Annotated in this window: 10 protein-coding genes and 1 pseudogene; 4 read left to right on the top strand and 7 right to left on the bottom strand. The window is 62.1% G+C overall.

Annotated elements, in window-relative coordinates; translation table 11 throughout:
- Positions 1–366: 366 nt before the first annotated feature.
- Both BMW74_RS25860 and BMW74_RS25855 read left to right on the top strand, forming a co-directional pair.
- Positions 367–1,392, top strand: a pseudogene (locus BMW74_RS25860) (cache domain-containing protein); the annotation flags it as partial.
- 69 nt (positions 1,393–1,461) lie between these two features.
- Complete coding sequence (locus BMW74_RS25855; protein ID WP_371911852.1) at positions 1,462–2,247, top strand: methyl-accepting chemotaxis protein; 786 nt, start codon at positions 1,462–1,464, stop codon at positions 2,245–2,247.
- Positions 2,248–2,384: 137 nt separating this feature from the next.
- Here the strand turns inward: BMW74_RS25855 and BMW74_RS23960 are convergent, their stop codons facing one another.
- The 5 genes from BMW74_RS23960 to BMW74_RS23940 all read right to left on the bottom strand — a co-directional run bounded on the left by BMW74_RS23960 (position 2,385) and on the right by BMW74_RS23940 (position 9,512).
- On the bottom strand, positions 2,385–2,849 hold the full coding sequence (locus tag BMW74_RS23960) for an SRPBCC family protein (RefSeq protein WP_093426582.1): 465 nt from the start codon (positions 2,847–2,849) through the stop codon (positions 2,385–2,387).
- Positions 2,850–2,878: 29 nt separating this feature from the next.
- Positions 2,879–6,349: an amino acid adenylation domain-containing protein gene (locus BMW74_RS23955; RefSeq protein ID WP_093426581.1), complete on the bottom strand. Its 3,471-nt coding sequence runs from the start codon at positions 6,347–6,349 to the stop codon at positions 2,879–2,881.
- Between the two features lie 14 nt (positions 6,350–6,363).
- Positions 6,364–7,293: a diiron oxygenase gene (locus BMW74_RS23950; RefSeq protein WP_093426580.1), complete on the bottom strand. Its 930-nt coding sequence runs from the start codon at positions 7,291–7,293 to the stop codon at positions 6,364–6,366.
- Complete coding sequence (locus BMW74_RS23945) at positions 7,290–8,066, bottom strand: DUF3050 domain-containing protein (protein WP_093426579.1); 777 nt, start codon at positions 8,064–8,066, stop codon at positions 7,290–7,292. The genes BMW74_RS23950 and BMW74_RS23945 overlap by 4 nt, the downstream gene beginning before the upstream one ends.
- 753 nt (positions 8,067–8,819) lie before the next feature.
- Positions 8,820–9,512 carry a GntR family transcriptional regulator gene (locus tag BMW74_RS23940; RefSeq protein WP_093426578.1) on the bottom strand — a complete coding sequence of 231 codons (693 nt, stop codon included), beginning with the start codon at positions 9,510–9,512 and terminating at the stop codon, positions 8,820–8,822.
- A 224-nt stretch (positions 9,513–9,736) separates the two neighbouring features.
- On the opposite strand from BMW74_RS23940, the gene lapG reads away from it, so the two are divergent.
- Entirely contained in the window at positions 9,737–10,426 is a 690-nt protein-coding gene (lapG, locus tag BMW74_RS23935; RefSeq protein ID WP_093426577.1) for a cysteine protease LapG, read from the top strand.
- A gap of 14 nt (positions 10,427–10,440) precedes the next feature.
- Complete coding sequence (gene lapD, locus BMW74_RS23930; protein WP_093426576.1) at positions 10,441–12,390, top strand: cyclic di-GMP receptor LapD; 1,950 nt, start codon at positions 10,441–10,443, stop codon at positions 12,388–12,390.
- Between the two features lie 414 nt (positions 12,391–12,804).
- On the opposite strand, the gene BMW74_RS23925 is transcribed toward lapD, so the two are convergent.
- Positions 12,805–13,143 (bottom strand): tryptophan synthase subunit beta, encoded by a 339-nt coding sequence (locus BMW74_RS23925; RefSeq protein WP_093426575.1) that lies wholly within the window; start codon positions 13,141–13,143, stop codon positions 12,805–12,807.
- A gap of 147 nt (positions 13,144–13,290) precedes the next feature.
- Positions 13,291–17,121 (bottom strand): immunoglobulin-like domain-containing protein (locus tag BMW74_RS23920; RefSeq protein ID WP_256562655.1); only part of this gene is annotated, 3,831 nt, incomplete at its 5' end.

Here is a 17,121-nt window from a genome sequence, read left to right as displayed (position 1 = left end):
AATTCCGAAACCCCAATTGCGAAAGCAGTTGGGGTTTTGTCGTTTCAGGCCTGCCAAAACCCGCGACTGAACCTCAGAGCAACCAAGGGTTAGAACGGGTAACTCACCATAGCCGCGACGTTTTGTAACCACGGCGCGATCAACACGCCTCCAACCGTTGTTTCGAGCGTCGAGCACACCGTCTGGCAGATTTTCGCGCGGATCACCCCAGGTTCTGCACAAAGGCCTAAGTTTTCCCGCAACCGTGCCGAAAGCTTAGTAAGACTTGCGCGCACCAAAGTAGAGCAACCGCAGAGTGGCCTACGGCGTTACATGGAATGTTGCACCCGGAACGCATCCCCACTCTTTGCATAAGAAGCCCATGACATGAATCTCAAGTTCAGCCATAAAATCCTTTTGGCCGCTTCAGGCGTAGTGGTCCTGGCGTTTGCCCTGTTCGCTTTGTACAACGACTACCTGCAGCGCAATACCATCGAGCAAAACCTCGACGCCTCGGTCCAGCAAGCGGGCGCCATGACCGCCAGCAGCGTACAGAACTGGCTGGGCGGGCGAATCCTGGTGATGGAGAGCCTCGCGCAGAACGTCGCGCACCAGGGCGCCAATGCCGACCTCGCCGGGTTGGTGGATCAACCGGCCTTCACCTCGAACTTCCAGTTCACTTACGTTGGTCAGGTCAACGGCGTCTTCACCCAGCGCCCTGACGCGAAGATGCCCGACGGCTACGATCCGCGTCAGCGCCCTTGGTACAAACAGGCTGTTGCGGCCGACAAGACCATGCTCACCCCGCCTTACATGGCCGCTGTGGGCGGGCTGGTGGTGACCATCGCGATGCCGGTGAAGAAAAACGGCGAACTGCTCGGCGTGGTCGGTGGCGACCTGAGCCTGGAGACGCTGGTCAACATCATCAACTCGGTGGACTTCGGGGGGATCGGCCATGCGTTCCTGGTCAGCGCCGATGGCCAGGTGATCGTCAGCCCGGACAAAGACCAGGTGATGAAAAACCTCAAGGACCTCTACCCAGGCGACAGCGTCCACATCGAGAAGGGCAACCAGCACGTCACCCTCAACGGGCAGGAGCGCATTCTGGCCTTCACGCCGGTGAGTGGCTTGCCGAATGCCCAGTGGTACATCGGTCTGTCGATTGATCGGGACAAGGCCTACGCGCCGCTGTCCAAGTTCCGCACCTCGGCGCTGATCGCCATGTTTATCGCCGTGGCGGCGATTGCCCTGTTACTGAGCCTGTTGATCCAGGTGTTGATGCGTCCGCTGACCACCATGGGCCGCGCCATGCAGGACATCGCCCAGGGCGAGGGCGACCTGACCCGCCGCCTGGCGGTGGAAGGTAAAGACGAATTTGGCGAACTGGGCGCAGCGTTCAACCAGTTCGTGGAACGGATTCACGCCTCGATCTCCGAAGTGTCGTCGGCTACCCGCCAGGTGCATGACCTGTCGCAACGGGTCATGGCCTCGTCCAACGCGTCGATCATCGGCTCGGACGAACAAAGTGCGCGCACCAACAGTGTTGCGGCAGCGATCAACGAACTGGGCGCGGCCACCCAGGAAATCGCGCGCAACGCGGCGGACGCTTCGCAGCACGCCAGCGGTGCCAGCGAGCAGGCCGATGACGGCCGGCAAGTGGTGGAGAAAACCATCCTGGCGATGACCGAGCTGTCGCAAAAGATCAGCCAGTCGTGCACCCAGATCGAAACCCTCAACGCCAGCACCGACAACATCGGGCACATTCTCGATGTGATCAAGGGCATCTCCCAGCAGACCAACTTGCTGGCGCTCAACGCGGCCATCGAGGCGGCGCGTGCCGGTGAAGCCGGGCGCGGATTCGCGGTGGTGGCGGACGAAGTGCGCAACCTGGCCCACCGTACCCAAGAGTCGGCCGAGGAGATCAGCAAGATGATCACCTCGTTGCAGGTGGGCTCGCGTGAGGCGGTATCGACCATGAACGCCAGCCAGGTGTCCAGCGAAGAGAGCGTCGAGGTGGCGAACCAGGCAGGTTTGCGGTTGGTCAGCGTGACCCAGCGGATCACCGAGATCGACGGCATGAACCAGTCGGTGGCCGCCGCCACGGAAGAGCAGACCGCCGTCGTGGAAACCCTCAACGTCGACATCAACCAGATCAACCTGCTGAACCAGCAAGGCGTGGTCAACCTCAATGAAACGCTGAAGGATTGTGATGCCTTGTCGATGCAGGCCAACCGCCTGAAACAGTTGGTGGACAGCTTCAAGATCTGACCGCGTTATCGTTCTTCGCGAGCAGGCTCGCTCCCACAGTGGGGAGAGGGTGGATGCAGACCCGGTATCCACCCGGAACCTTGTGGGAGCGAGCCTGCTCGCGAAGTCGGCCGAAAGGCCGCTACCACCGCCAAGCCCTACACAAACATCTGGCGCACATTGCCCATCGCCTCATCGGCAAACCCCTGCAAAAAGCCCTGGAAGGTCGGCATGTCCGCGCCGCCTGCGGTCGGCTGCGCGATGATGGTCCAGGTCACGCGGCACAGGTCCTCGGCCAACACGTCGACGTGCATCGCCGCCCACAGGTTGCCGATGCCCAGGGTGTTGTAGATCAGGGTCCAGGTCATGTTCAGCGCCTGGTCATCCCGGGCGTTGAGTTGTTCGACCACCCGGTTGCCATCCTTGAAGAACTTCACGCGCAGCGAGGCGACGCCGTCACCGATCATCTCGATGTGCGACAGCGCCGGGATGAACCTGTGGAAGCCGGAAAAGTTGCCGACCACCGCCCAGACCTGCGCGGCGGGTGCCGGGACAGTCACCGCCGAGACAACGTGGCAGCCGTGAGGGTTGTTGATCAGGGTATCGGGTTGCAGAGTGCTCATGGTCTTGCTCCTGCTTTACGGGTGATGGATCAGATGAAGTTGATTTGTTTCAGGTAGTCGCAGCCACGGCGCAACAGGGCCTGGGACTTTTGCGGGTAGTGCGCGCCCATCTGCCGCACGCCGGCCAGGGCGTTGGCGTGGCCGATCAGCGAAATGTCGCCGATGTCTTCCTCGAAGCCGTTGAGGTAGAAACCCAGTACGCCGAACAACGCGTTATCGCGGTCGACCCGCGTCAGTTGCTGCTGCCAGTCCGCCACGCTGACCATGCGAAACGCCCGGCCCGCCTCACGGAATGACGCCACGTAGGCATCCCAGCTCAGGGGCTCGGGGTTGTGCAGGTTGAACACCGCCTGCCCAGGCTGGTAACGGCGGGTGTGGAACGCGATGAAGCGGGCGAGGAAGTCCACCGGCATCAGGTCGAAGTTCATCGCCAGCAACGGCACCTGGCCCAGTTGCAGTGAGCCCTTGAGCATGAGCATCAGACGGTTCTTGTGGGGCTGGCAGACGCCGGTGGCGCTGTTGTAGCCGATGTTGCCGGGGCGATACAGATTGACCTGCACCCCGCGCGCCCGCGCCCGCTCCAGGATGCGCTCGCCCACCCACTTGGACAGGTTGTAGCCGTTCTTGATGTAGATCGGCGGGGTCGGCGCGGCGGGTTGCTCCAGCACCCGGCCCTCGGCGTCGACGGCGCTTGCGGCCGAGAGCGTCGAGATGAAGTTGAAGATCTTTTTGCTGCGCCCCTCGCACAGGCGCAGGCACTCGAAGATCGGCTCGACGTTGTCGCGTGCCAGCGACGCGTAGTCGAGCACGTGATTGACGTGGGCGGCGTTGTGCACCAGGACCCCGAACGTGCGGTCCAGGCGCTCGTACACCGCAGGCGTCAGGCCCAACTCGGGCTGGGTGATGTCGGCGGCATAGACCTGCACGCGACTGAGGTCCAAATGCTCCAGGCGGTTTTCGCGCAGGGCCTGGGCGAAGCGTTCGGCGGCGGAGTGGCTGGGTGACTCACGCACCAGACAGGCCACTTCGCTGGCGCCGCTGTCCAGCAACGCTTCGACGATATGCACGCCCAGGAAGCTGTTGGCCCCGGTGACCACGACCTTGCTGACATCGCCCTGCCGGTCGACGGGCAAGGGCTGCACGTTGAATTTGGCATTGGCATCGGCGTGTGCGCGCGCGAGGGTGGCCTGTGCGCCCGGGTCCAGGGTGCCGCCAACCAGCGCCGCCAGGGTGATTAACGTCGGTGCTTCGATAAACCGATTGATCGAGATACCACACCCGAACTGCTCGCGAATCTCCACGAGCAGGCGCGACAGCAGGATGGAATGACCGCCCAGGTTGAAGAAGCTGTCGTCGATGCCGATGTCTTCGGCCGGCAGCTCCAGCAAGTCCGCCCAGAGCACCTGCAGACGCTGTTGCTCGGGCGTCTCGGGTTGCCGTCGTTGCACGCTGCTGTGGATCTGCCGGGGCCGTGCGAGCAGGCCGCGCCGGTCGATCTTGCCGTTGGGGGTGTAGGGCATCTCGCTCAGTTCGAGATAGGCGCCCGGGTGCATGTAGTCCGGTAGTCGCCGTTGCACATACGCGCGCAGTGCCTGGCATGCGCTGCCGGCCTGGGCCTCCTGCGGCTGGGCAAGGTAGGCCAGGATCCGGCGCTGATCGTCGATCACCACGGCGACCTGGCGGAACAGCTGGCTGTCGCGCAGGGTCTGTTCGATCTCTTCGGGCTCGACGCGAAACCCGCGGATCTTCACCTGATTGTCGCGCCGGCCACAGATCTCGATGCCGCTGGCGGTCCACTGGCCGATGTCGCCGGTGCGGTAGACCCGCAGCACCTGCCCACCGGGCAGCGTCAGGTGCAGGTAACGCGCGGCGGTCAGTGCCGGGTTATTGAGGTAGCCCAGGCCGATGCCGGGCCCCGCCAGGTACAGCTCGCCGGGTGTGTGGTCCGCGACCGGTTGTTGCTGTTCATCGAGGATCAACACCTGGCTGTTGGCGATGGGCAGTCCCAGGTTGCGGTTGCTGTCGCCGGCCTGGAAACGTCGGGTGGTTGCCAGCACCGTGGCTTCGGTGGGGCCATAGATGTTGTGCAAGTGACAGCGCCCGGCGAGGCGCTCGATCACATAGGGTTCGCACACGTCACCGCCGGTCACCAGGTGCTCGATCCCGATGGCGCTTTCCAGCGGCAGGATGCTCAACAGGGCGGGGGGGAGAAAACCGTGGGTGACACGGGCGTAGTGAATCAGCGTCATCAGTTGCCGAGGGTCGCGGCGTTGATCCTCGTTGGGCACGATCAGGCTGGCGCCGCAGATGAACGTGGGCAGGATGTCGAGCAGGGAGGCGTCGAAACTGATGGTGGAGAACTGCAAGGCGCGGCTGTCCTGGCTCAGCTCGATGTGTTGGATGTACCAGGCACAGAAGTGACTGAGGTTGCGCTGGCTGAGCAAGACGCCCTTGGGTTGGCCGGTGGTGCCCGAGGTATAGATCGCCACGCAGGGATCATCCGCCTGCACCTCGCAGCACCACAACGACGCGGACGGATCCACCGCGTGGGGGCGCAGCCGGCGGACATCCAGCTGTGGGATGCCCAGATCGTCCAGTACTTCGCGGCCGTCATGTATCAGCAAGGCCGCCCCGGCGTTCTCCAGGATGTAGCGGCGCCGTTGCGCGGGGTGTTCGGGGTCCAGGGGCAGGTAAACCGCCCCCACGCCCAGGGTCGCGAGCAGGGCGCCATACAGTGCGGCGCACTTGGGCAGGCACAGGCCGATGACCGGCGGCCCGCTCCACTGGGCGCGCTCGGGCAGGCGTTCGAGGATGTGCCGCTGGAGGTTCAGGCTCAGTTGATGAAGGTCCTGATAACTGAGGTGAGCCCCGTGCAGGTTCAGCGCCGGGCGCTGGGCGAAGTCCTTCAGGCTCTGGCTGATGCGCTGCATGACCGGGCGTTGTGCGGCGTCCAGCAAGGCGGCGTCTTCGCGCCGGTTGTGGCGGTGCTCGAAGGCCAGCGGCTCAAGGTGCTCCAGCCCCCGCTGGCGCTGCAGCGGCGCGGCCGGCGCCTGGGTATCGAGGCCGGCAAGGAAACCCGCGCTGCGCGACAACCCGCTGACCATCCAGGACGTGGTGTCCAGGCACTGCGCGAGCGCCCGGCTGCGCAGGGCCTGGCCGTTGCCCGAGACCTCGGCGGGCAGCAGACTGTGGGCGATCAGTCGACGACCGGCCGAAGTAACGTACCAATGGAACAGCTCAACGCTCGGCAGTGCCTGCTGCGGTTGAGGTTCCAGGGCAATGCGCAGCTCCAGCCGCGCGATCCCCGGCACCCCGGCAAAGGCCAGCGTACCGGGCAGGCTGCCATCGTCGATGATCAGGTCCGGGAGCCTCTGGCCAGGTTCAGCGCGCATTGGCGATGAGCGCAGGTGGCGCAAGTCGTGGCCGTATTGCTCAAGCTCCGTGGCCAGTTCGGCCAGGGCCTGGCTATGGCCGGTCAGCACAATATCGAGACGTTTCATGATCGGCTCCTCGGCTAGGGCAGGTAGTCGGCCAATGCGTGGCGCACGCAGGCCGAATCCAGCATCGAGCTGTTGGTGAACAGGCGCAGGATGTTGGTGATCAGTGGGTGGCGACGCCCGACCGGGTAGGTCAGCGCGCCGACCTCCTGCTTGAGCGCGTGTTTGATCGAGGCGCCGATCTCCAACTGTTCGATCAGGTGAATGTCGAAGGCCGCGTGGATCTCATGGGTCAGGTACTGGCCGATGAACACCGGCAGGACGCGCGCGATCTGTGCGCGGTCGGCCTCACTGGCGCCCTGCCAATAGATCCGCACCAGGCGTGACCAGAACCCGGAGTGACGGCCCTCATCGAGCAAGTGGTCGGCCATCAGGTGTTTGATCGACTGCTTGACCGTGGTGTCCTTGGCGAACGCCGCGACATCGTTGGTCACGGTGTGTTCGGCGATGGCCACGCAGATCAGTTCGACGGCATCGCGCAAAGGCTCGGGCACGCCGGCGACGGCGGCCGGAATCGCTCGGCTCAGTTCGATCTGGGTGGGCAGCGCGATGGGCTCGATCCCGGTCAGGGCGATGGTTTGCTGCATGAAATCCATGGCCACCAGCGCGTGGTAATCCTCGTCGATCACCACGGTCATGGCGTCGTAGCGACAGGCGAAGGGGAAGGGCACGGCGAAGCGCTGCTTGGCGATGTTGCGTGCGGTCTTGTCGACGATCTCGGTTTCGAAGATCACCACGTCGTTGATGAATTTGTAGAGCGTCTGCACCAGCACGAAATCGCGCTGCTGCGGGCATTCGCGTTGAAAGGTATCGCTCAGGACCAGGGGTTGGCGGCTCAGGGGATAGATCAGTTTGTCGTCGTTTTCCAGGGTGCGGCGCGGGCGCGTGCGGATGGTCGCGCGGCGCTCCCAGGTGTCGGCAAAGGACTGGTAGTCGCAGGCGTTCATAGGCTCACCTCGACGACGGCTTCGCGCATGCTCACGCGCAGTCCGTCCCACAGCGCGATGCGGCTGTCCACGGCGGCGATGGCGCTGGCCAAGGCTTGCTCTTCACGCTGCGGGTCGCCGGCGATCAGTTGCTCCAGGAGCTTTTCCGCCGCCGGGCCATGGTCGTCGCCGTCGACCTCGATGTGGCGCTCCAGGTAGTAGCGAAACGTGGGCGCTTGCCGGGTGTCGATCCGCCAGTCATCGAGGATGCGCTGGAACATCAGCGGGATGATGCTCTCGCGGCCATGGACGAAGGCCGCGGCCACGCAGTGCGCCGGCGCAAACAGGGCGGTTTGGACGGTGTGGGTGACGAAGCGTGCGGCGGATGGTGTCGGCGCGACCTGTTGCAGGGCGGTATCGAACCCGACGCCTTGTTGCTGCAACCCCACGAATTGCTCCACGGCCCGAGTGCTGGCGCCGATTTCGCGCATGGCGTCCAGGTACAGTTCGAAGTGACTGCAATGACCCCGTCCAGGGCGTTGATCCGACTCCTCGCCCAGGACGATCTCATTGATCATCCGCGCGGCGCGGGGGTTTTGCGGCGGGAGCCAGGGCAGGTTCACGCAAGTCAGTTCCTGTTGCAGCCGTTTGGTCAGCGACATGAAGTCCCAGACCGCAAATACATGGGTTTCCATGAAGCGCTTAAGAACCGAAAGAGACTGTATCTCGGCAAAGATCGGGTGAGTGCCGAGGGCGTGTTTTTTGGCGGAGAGCAGTGTTTTTGTTGTATTCATGGTGTGGCCTATAAAGTATTGGTTGGTCGTCGGATGGAGTGCCTTACTTGGTATGGAAAGCGCAAGTTTGTGTTTCTGTCGGCGAGCGATAGCCTCAAGCTAAGTTGATGTTGTATAGCGTTTGGCGTTTAGCATCCCTGGGGTGGTCGAATACCGCGCACTCCGTGATCTGTGCTCTGGCGACCTTGTTGTAGCGGGGCTGCGGCGTCCGCTGCCGAAGCTTTTAATACGTCGATGCCTGGCTGATAGCGGCCGACGAGTAAAAAACTAGTACGGCTAGTTACATTGAGCAAGCGCTTTTTAATAATGATTTAAAGTGGCTGTTTTCTCGGAATGAGCAGGCCTTATAAAACTAATGGATTAAGTTTTATTGGGGCGAAGTTACTCCTTCCGACTAATAGCGTCAGAAATTTAATCAATGAGTGAATGCCTCACTCGAAGCAACAATTAAGCCGGGTAGTTAGCGTTATTGATTTCTCTGGAGGGACTACCCAGGCACCAGTCCCGGGTGCTCTCCTCCTGCGGCAAGACTCCTCTCGTCGGTTCCTTGGCGGGCGTTGCGCAGGTGTAGTTGTACATCGCCCATCCCTTGAGGGGCAGTGAATGCAAGACGGTGCCCACGTTAGAGCTTGGACTAGGGTGGGCGAAGGAGGGGGTTATGTGTGCCGGGTGGCAGGCAGGCGCGACGAACTGCGCGGGCGCGCAGTGCTGGAAAGCGGGGGGTAGAGGCCCGGGGAGAAGTGTGTCAGATGATTACTTTTCCACGAGCCTTTGCAGGTAGCCACCGATCACGGCCGAGGCGTTGCCCAGGTGTCGCTCCAGCACCTGCACGGCCCGCTCGATATCCTTGTCTTGGGCGGCATCGACCATCTCGATGTGATCGGTTTGTGTCAGTTTGCCCAAGCCCATGGACGACAGGTGAAAGCGCAGGAAGCGTTCCTCCTGGTTCAGTTCGAGTTCGATCAGGTCCAGCAACTTGCGGTTTGGGGCCTTGTGATACAGGGCCATGTGGAACAAACGGTTGAGCCGGCCGATTTCGGCATGGTCGGTTTCCAGCTCCAGGCTGGCGATGTAGGTGCGGGCGAGCGCAATGTCTTCGCTGTCGAGCAGGGGAATCGACAGGCGCAGGGCCGCGGGCTCCAGCAACAGGCGCAGGGCGTAGGTCTCGAACGCGTCGTAGTCGATCAATGGCGCGACCACCGCACCTTTGTTCTGCACCACTTTGAGCAGTGACTGGGCTTCAAGCTGACGCAAGGCTTCGCGCACCGGCATGCGACTGACGCCAAACAGATCGGCCAGGTCCTGCTGGCGCAGGGCAATCCCCGCGGGCAGGCGGCCATCGAGAATGGCGGTGCGCAGGGTTTCTTCGATCACCGCACGTGCCAAGTGGGCCGGGATCGGCCCGCTGATGGAAATACTGTCTAAAGGATTGGGCTTCTTCGTCACGACAACACACCCTAGATGATGAAGGTTAATGTTGGATCCAATGCACACTAGTAACTGCCTGATGGCTTGTCAAACCGGGCCATAAGGCCATAGTCGGTGGTTTTTGCTGTCCTGGGCGTTGATTCAACTCTAGCGCTCGTGCGGTGATTGCATCGTGCCATTGTATTTTGCGGGTCCAGACGGCACCATCAAGCGATTTCCAATCGCCCTTCGGAATGACTGCATTGCTGGCACGTTTCGCTCTCCCACGGCCTCTGCGCTGGCTGTGCTCGGCGCTGTTGATCGCCGGCACCTTGCTGGGCGGCTTGCAGGCCGATTGGGACTTCTCGCTCATCAGCCGACGCGCCGAAGCGTTGTACGGGCCGCTGGGCGAGGGCAAGCAGCGGATCGATGCCTGGCAGCACTTGCTGGCGACCCAGAAGCAAACCCCGGAGCTTGAACAGTTGAGGGTGGTGAACCTGTTTTTCAATAGGCAGATGCACTACGTGGAGGATATCGACCTGTGGCATGCGGTCGACTATTGGGAAACACCGATCCAGGGCCTGTGGAAAGGGGCTGGCGATTGCGAGGACTACGCCATCGCCAAGTACTTCAGCCTGCGTCACCTCGGAGTCCCCAGCGACAAGCTGCGCATCACCTACGTCAAGGCCCTGCGCCAGAACCGTGCGCACATGGTCCTGACCTACTATTCAAGCCCGGACGCCATGCCCCTGGTGCTCGACAGCCTGGTGGACGCGATCCAGCCGGCCAGCCAGCGCAGCGACTTGCTGCCGGTCTACTCATTCAACGCCGAAGGGTTGTGGTTGTCCGGCAAGGGCAACCAGAAAGTCGGTGACACCAAGCGCCTGTCCCGTTGGCAGGATGTGTTGAAGAAAATGCAGGCCGAAGGATTCCCGGCCGAGACGACTAACTAGGAGCGCGCGCTCAGATGTCTTTGTTCAAACAGCTGTTGCTTGCTATCTGCCTGTTCCTGGTGGTCGCCTTTACCGGCAGCTTCATGGTCAGCCTGGAAAGCTCGCGTACCCAATACGTCAATCAGTTGCGCTCCCATGCGCAGGACGCGGCCACGGCCCTGGCGCTGTCGCTGACACCGAACATCGACGACCCGGCGATGGTCGAGCTGATGGTCAGTTCGATCTTCGACAGCGGCTACTACGCGAGCATCCGCGTGGTGGACCTCAAGACCGACACCGCGATTGTCGAGCGCACCGGCACGCCGGAGGTTGGCCAGGTGCCGCAATGGTTCGTCAACCTGATCGGCCTTGAGCCCGCCGGGGGCGATGCGCTGGTCAGCCGTGGCTGGGAGCAGGCGGCCCGGGTCGAGGTGGTCAGCCATCCGATGTTCGCCGTGGCCAAGCTCTGGCAGAGCGCCCTGGGCAGCCTGGGGTGGCTGCTGTTGTGCGGCGCGGTGAGTGCGGTCCTCGGCGCGCTGCTGTTGCGCCGGCAACTGCGGCCGCTGGACTACATGGTCAAGCAATCCCATGCCATTGCCCGGCGTGAATTCCTCAGCCTGCCGGACCTGCCGCGCACACCAGAACTGCGGCGCGTGGTACAGGCCATGAACCAGATGGTCGAGAAGCTCAAGGCGCTGTTCCAGGAGCAGGCCGAGCGCAGTGAGAAACTGCGGGTGGAGTCCTATCAGGACACGCTGACGGGGCTGGCCAACCGACGGTATTTCGAGATGCAACTCAACGCCCGGGTCAGCAACGCCGAACAGGCCAGCTCCGGCTACCTGCTGCTGTTGCGGGTCAAGGACCTGGCCGGCTTGAACCAGCGCATGGGCGGCCAGCGCACCGATCAGTTGTTGCAGGCGGTGGGCGAGCAGTTGTCCCGCGAGTGTGCCCGCTACCCGGAAACCCAGAACCTGATCACCCGTATCCGCGGCGGTGAGTTTGCGGTGCTGGCCCCGGGCCTGGTGCGCGAAGAAGCCCTCGCGCTGGCCCAGAGCCTGGACACGGCGCTGGCCAGCCTGTATGCCACCGGGGCGACCGATGTCGAGTCGGTGGCGGCCATCGGCCTGGCACCGTTTGCCCACGGTGACTCCGCGCAAGGCGTGCTGCACCTGGCCGACCAGGCATTGTCCATGGCGGAAGCCGAAGGCGGTTCGAATTGGGCCTGCCTGGATCACCATGCGGCCGCGGCGGTCGGCGATGACCACCACGCCTGGCACACCTTGCTCGATGACGCCCTGACGCACCAACGGTTTGAGCTGTACTTCCAGCCGGTCATGGCCACTGACGACACCCAGCGGGTGCTGCATTACAAAGTGCTGTCGCGCTTGCGTGACGAACAAGGCCAGGCGATCCCGGCCGGGCGCTTCCTGCCGTGGCTGGAGCGTTTTGGCTGGACCTCCCGGCTTGACCGCCTGATGCTCGAACTGGTGCTCAAGCAGATGGCCGGGCATGAGCACGCATTGGCACTCAATCTCTCGGCCGCGACCTTGGGCAACCGGCAGGCGCTGGACAAGATTTTCGACCTCCTGCGCCAGCATTCCAGCCTGGGGCCACGCCTGACCCTGGAAATCGGTGAAGAGCAATTGCCCGACCAGGCAGTGCTCGAACAGCTCACCCAGCAACTGCGCGACCTGGGCTTTGCCTTGGCCCTGCAGCGCTTTGGCGGGCGCTTCAGCATGATCGGCAACCTGGCGCGCCTGGGCCTGGCCTACTTGAAGATCGACGGCAGCTACATCCGCGCCATCGACCAGGAACGCGACAAGCGGCTGTTCATCGAAGCCATCCAGCGCGCCGCCCACAGCATCGACCTGCCGCTGATTGCCGAGCGGGTCGAGACCGAAGGCGAACTGCTGGTGATCCGGGAGATGGGCCTGTACGGCGTGCAGGGTCAACTGTTTGGCGAGCCCAAGCCGTGGCGGGAGTGAAGCGAGCCGTTCACGCGATGGCGATACGATAGATCCCTGGTGGGAGCGAGCCTGCTCGCGAAGAGGTCATGCCAGTCGACACGGATCTGCCTGTCGCACCACCATCGCGAGCAGGCTCGCTCCCACGCCGATCTTCAGCAAACAAGGCCTCGGCGTCTGCCCCAGACCCCCCGTAGGAGCGAGGCTTGCCCGCGAAGAGGCCATGCCAGTCAACCTTGATCTGCCTGTGGCACCGCGTTCGCGGGCAAGCCTTGCTCCTACGATGCCGAGCCGTTCACGCGATGGCGATACGATAGATCCCTGGTGGGAGCGAGCCTGCTCGCGAAGAGGCCATACCAGTCGACATGGATCTGTCTATGGCGCCGCCATCGCGAGCAGGCTCGCTTCCACAGGTTCAGTGTTTTGATTGAGGGGTTAGATCAACCCGCTTTCATCTTCATTGATCAGATGGCTCAAACCGCCGAGCGCTTCACGCGCCTGGTTGCGGTCCATCAATTTGGCTTGGGCCGCCGGCGGCAGGTCGGTGACGCGAATCACCCCTTTGCTGGTCAGCACCTGAATCAGGTCGTCGAGTACCCGGATCATCTCCAGGTCGCTCTGTTTAAGCTGTTTGAGGCTGGTTTCCATCACTTCGTTGGCGTACCAGGCCTGGATCTCGTGGTGGTCGGCGGGCAGTGTTTCCGTTGCCTCGGCATAGGCCGCCGCTTCCACGCGCATCAGTACACCCTGTGCATCGCGTTGCACGTAGAACATCGTCAATTCCTCATGAATGAACCCGCATCATGCCGTCTGCAGCATAGGCCAATGCCGGTGAGTATGCGGGGCAGCGACACAATCGTCACCCGCACGTCAGCGCCACAAACGTGACAGGCCGCTCATTGCGAGCGGCCTGTCGGGGGCTTATCCGTTGTTGTGATCGACCTTGATCAGCGGGTCGCCACCGGAGATCAGCGAGCTGATGCTCTTGCCGGACCAGTCGTTGCCTTCGAGCTTGATCGTCACGTCGGCGCCGTTCGTATTGCCATTACCCTTGAACGTGCCTTCGGTACTGACCTGCAACGTCGACACTCCATCCACCGTGGTGATCTTGAGGTACTTGTCGATGTTGCCACTGGTTTCGCCCTGCAACAGATCGCGCAGGTCGATGCGGTCGCCTTCGCTGGCCTTGAAGTCGGTGATCACATCCTTGCCGGTGTCGCCGGCTTTCCAGACGAAGGTGTCGGCACCCGAACCACCGGTCAGGGTGTCATTACCCTTGCCGCCGAACAGCAGGTCATTGCCTTCACCACCGAGCAGCAGGTCATTGCCTTCGCCACCGAGCAGCGTGTCGATACCGGTGCCGCCCAGGAGAATGTCGTTGCCCTTGCCGCCGTCGATGTAGTCGTTGCCACCCTGGCCGAAGATGATGTCGTTGCCATCACCGCCCAGCAGGGTGTCAGCGCCGTCCTTGGTACCGGACACGTCAAACAGGTTGTAGTGCTCAGTGACGAACTGGTGCACGTTGCTGGCGCTGACCTTGCTGACGTCTACCCCGGTCTGTTGGGCCACGAAGGCCTGCATCGCGTTGTAACCCTCGCCGGCGATACCGTTGAAGCTCACCAGGTCGCCGAAAATGATGTCATTGCCATCACCGCCGTTGACGATGTCGGCACCTGGCCGGGTCGCCTCGTTGTGACCGAGGATCGCATCGGCCAGATCCTTCGGATCGATGTTGGTTTGCGGTTTACCCAGGGAGTTGTAGGGGTCGAGGTCAGTCAGTGACACGTTTTTGTTCAAGCCGATGGCCTGGACGCCTGAGACATCACTGAGCAGGAGGAAGGCCTCTGCCGAATTCTTGGTGGTGGTGTTAGTGGTCTTGTCGCCTTCGCCCGCGAGCTTGTAAGTCTCATAGGTGCCGTCGCCCTGGGCACGGATAGTGCCAATGGTCTTGCTGTCCCAGTTGGTATTGCCCTTCCAGTCCGTTCCGTTGGCGGTGCGCAGCGTCACTTTGCCTTCGCTGTTGATTCTCAGCTCGTGGGTGTTGTCGATGAACTTGGAGAAGGTATCCCCCAGTTTGTAATTGCTCATCGTGACGACATTGTCGAACTTCACATTGCCATACAGCGTCGCGTTAGCGTCCTGTTCGTTGTAGTACGTCGGCTTACCATCAGTGATGAAGTAAGTCAGGTTGTTCTTTATGTCGGTGTTATTGGCCAGTGCCTCGGCACTCTTGAAGAAGTTGGCCGCGGCCCAGAACGCATCTTCGTAGTTGGTACCGCCACCGACGGACATCGAGTCCAGTACAACCTGCAGCTTTTCCAGGGCTTTGGGGTCATTCAGGTTGATCGTGAGCGTCTTGTTGACCTGGGTATCGAAGTCCGCCAGGAAGATGTTCACGGTGCCTGAGGTATCGGTGCCCAAGCTGGCCTTGAGGCTCTTGAACATCTGAGTCAACGAGGCCTTGGCGGCGCCCATCGAGCCATCCATGCTGCCCGAACTGTCGACCAGGAACGCAATGTTGTAGCTTTTGCCGTTCACGGGGACGAAGCCGCCAGTCACGTCGGAGATGATGATGTCGTGGGCGCTGGTGCCCTCGATTGTGTCGGAACCGGAGGTCCCTTGTATCGGGTTGTACACCGTCGGGTAGATCGTGACCGGGATGGTCGCGGTACTCGACGCCGAGTCGTTGCCGACGGACTCGGTGGAGGTCGAGGTCACGGTCAGGTTGAACTTGCCGTTGTAGTTCGGCGGCGGGGTCAGGGTCAGGTTGGCCAGGTTCCAGCCGGTGACATTGACTTCGCCATTGGTCGCCGTGGCGGTAAAGGTGTTGCCTGCGCCGTCGCTGAGCACGGTGCCTGCCGGCACGCCACCGATCTTCACGCTCAGGCTTTCGGAGCCGTCGGTGTCGGTCAGGCCGGTGGTGATCTTCGACAGGTGAACGCTGCCGTTCTCCGAACCTTCGTTGAGCTTGTAGCCTTCGTAATAGCCTTCACCGTTGGCGCCGTGCAAATCGGACACGGTCACGCCCGCGCTGATCAGGTCCTCGACGCCGGTGTAGATCGGCACACCTGAGGTACTCAGGTTCTGCACCGCACCGTTGCCGATTTTGATATTGACGTCATAGCTACCCGGGCCACTTTGGTTGTGGTGGTAGATATCCAGCGTGTAGTAGCCGCTGGTGGTCGGGGTGAACGAGCCCGAAATCGCCCCGGTATTGCCCCACAGCCCGGTGGCGACGTTCTTGCCGCCAATGGTGACCAGCACGCTGTCATCGGCGATGCCGCTGAAGGTGTAGGTCTTGCCGGCTTCGAGGAAGATCAGGCCGGAGGTTTTCGAGGCCGTGCCGGCGGTCACATCGCTTGCCTGCACATCGGTCACGGTGCTGCTGCTGTTTGGCTTGCCAGCGGCATCGATTATCGACTTCAGGTCGTTGGTTGGCGCGCCGTTACCGTTGTCACCCAGGCCTTTGAGGCCGGTCCAGACTTCCTTGGTCAAGCCCGTGGAGGTCACGCCATTGCCCGCGATGTTCAGCGTCGGGGCGTCGGCCACCGGAGTGATGTCGACCTTGAGGGTGACTTCCGGACCTTTGTTGGTGCCGTCGTTCGGCTGGTACTTGATCTGCGCGTAATCCACGCCTTTGTTGCCGACCGAGGTGCCGCCATAACCGTCGGCGCCCGACTGGTTGAGTTCCGGCTTGAATGTCAGCTTGCCGGCCTGAATATCGGCCTGGCTGATGGTCTGGCCGGCCGTGACCGCGACACCGTTGAACAGCAGGCTGCCATTGGCCGGCAGCCCAGTGATGGTGACACCCAGCGCGGTGTCGCCATCGGCGTCGCTGACATTGAAGTTGCCCCAGTTCAGGGTCAGGGTCGTGTCTTCGGTGCCAATGACGGAGCCACCGGTGGAGACCGGCGCGTGGTCGTTGTCGATGATGTCGGTTTTGACGTGATCGACGCCCAGTACCAGGCTTTCAAAGTTGCCGCCACTGAACTTGTCGATGGTGACGGTGAAGTTCTCGGTGCCTTCGACCAGATGGTCAACCAGGGTGTTGATGTTGAAATCAACGCTGCTGGCCCCGGCCGGAATCTTGACCGTGACCACACCGGTGTAGTCGGTGCCATTGGTGGCAGTGCCGCTGTACTTGAGGGTCACCGTCACTTCGGTTTGCGACTTGTTCGTCAGGTTCAGCGAGTAGTTCGCGCTTTGGCCTTCGATGATCGACTTGTCACCGCTGATGCTCAGGATGGTCTGGTCGCCTTGGCCACTCGGTTCGTCGCTGACGGTGACGGTGATAGGCGCTTTGTTCAACACCAGGTTTTCGTAGTTGTGAGTGCCACTCACTTCTTCGATTTTGTTGATCACGTTGACCGGCTGGTTGGTGTGAACGTTGTCCTTGGCCGTTGCGGTGAAGCTACCGCTGGCAGCACCCGCTGGCACGGTGATGAAGGTGCCGTCGCTGAGCTTGAAGGTCAGGCCGCCGTGGTTCTTCAATTCCAGGCCACCGGCGGTGGTCAGGGTCACGGTGTAGGTGACCTGGCCACCTTCGGCGACGGAGGTTTTGTCCACGCTCAGCTTGGCCACGACATCGTTGATGGTGTCGTTGCTGGTGGCCACGCCCGGGGTCTTGTCGACCACCAGGTTTTCGAAGGTCTTGCCTGGGACTGCGGCGCTCTCGAGCGACAGGCTCTGCTCCGACTTGTCGAGGTAAACGTCTTCGGCGTTGAGGTCACCGGCGTAGGTGGTGCTGGTCTC

Source organism: Pseudomonas sp. ok272, assembly GCF_900109995.1.
Classification (GTDB): domain Bacteria; phylum Pseudomonadota; class Gammaproteobacteria; order Pseudomonadales; family Pseudomonadaceae; genus Aquipseudomonas.
The sequence above is the reverse complement of the archived record's forward strand: the minus strand, read 5'-3'. Positions and strand labels throughout refer to the sequence as shown.

Coding starts and splice junctions, on each gene's coding strand:
- BMW74_RS23925 (WP_093426575.1), bottom strand. CDS start 13,143: ATGTTCTACGTGCAACGCGATGCACAGGGTGTACTGATGCGCGTGGAA.
- BMW74_RS23950 (WP_093426580.1), bottom strand. CDS start 7,293: ATGAACGCCTGCGACTACCAGTCCTTTGCCGACACCTGGGAGCGCCGC.
- BMW74_RS25855 (WP_371911852.1), top strand. CDS start 1,462: ATGGCCTCGTCCAACGCGTCGATCATCGGCTCGGACGAACAAAGTGCG.
- BMW74_RS23960 (WP_093426582.1), bottom strand. CDS start 2,849: ATGAGCACTCTGCAACCCGATACCCTGATCAACAACCCTCACGGCTGC.
- BMW74_RS23955 (WP_093426581.1), bottom strand. CDS start 6,349: ATGAAACGTCTCGATATTGTGCTGACCGGCCATAGCCAGGCCCTGGCC.
- lapD (WP_093426576.1), top strand. CDS start 10,441: ATGTCTTTGTTCAAACAGCTGTTGCTTGCTATCTGCCTGTTCCTGGTG.
- BMW74_RS23945 (WP_093426579.1), bottom strand. CDS start 8,066: ATGAATACAACAAAAACACTGCTCTCCGCCAAAAAACACGCCCTCGGC.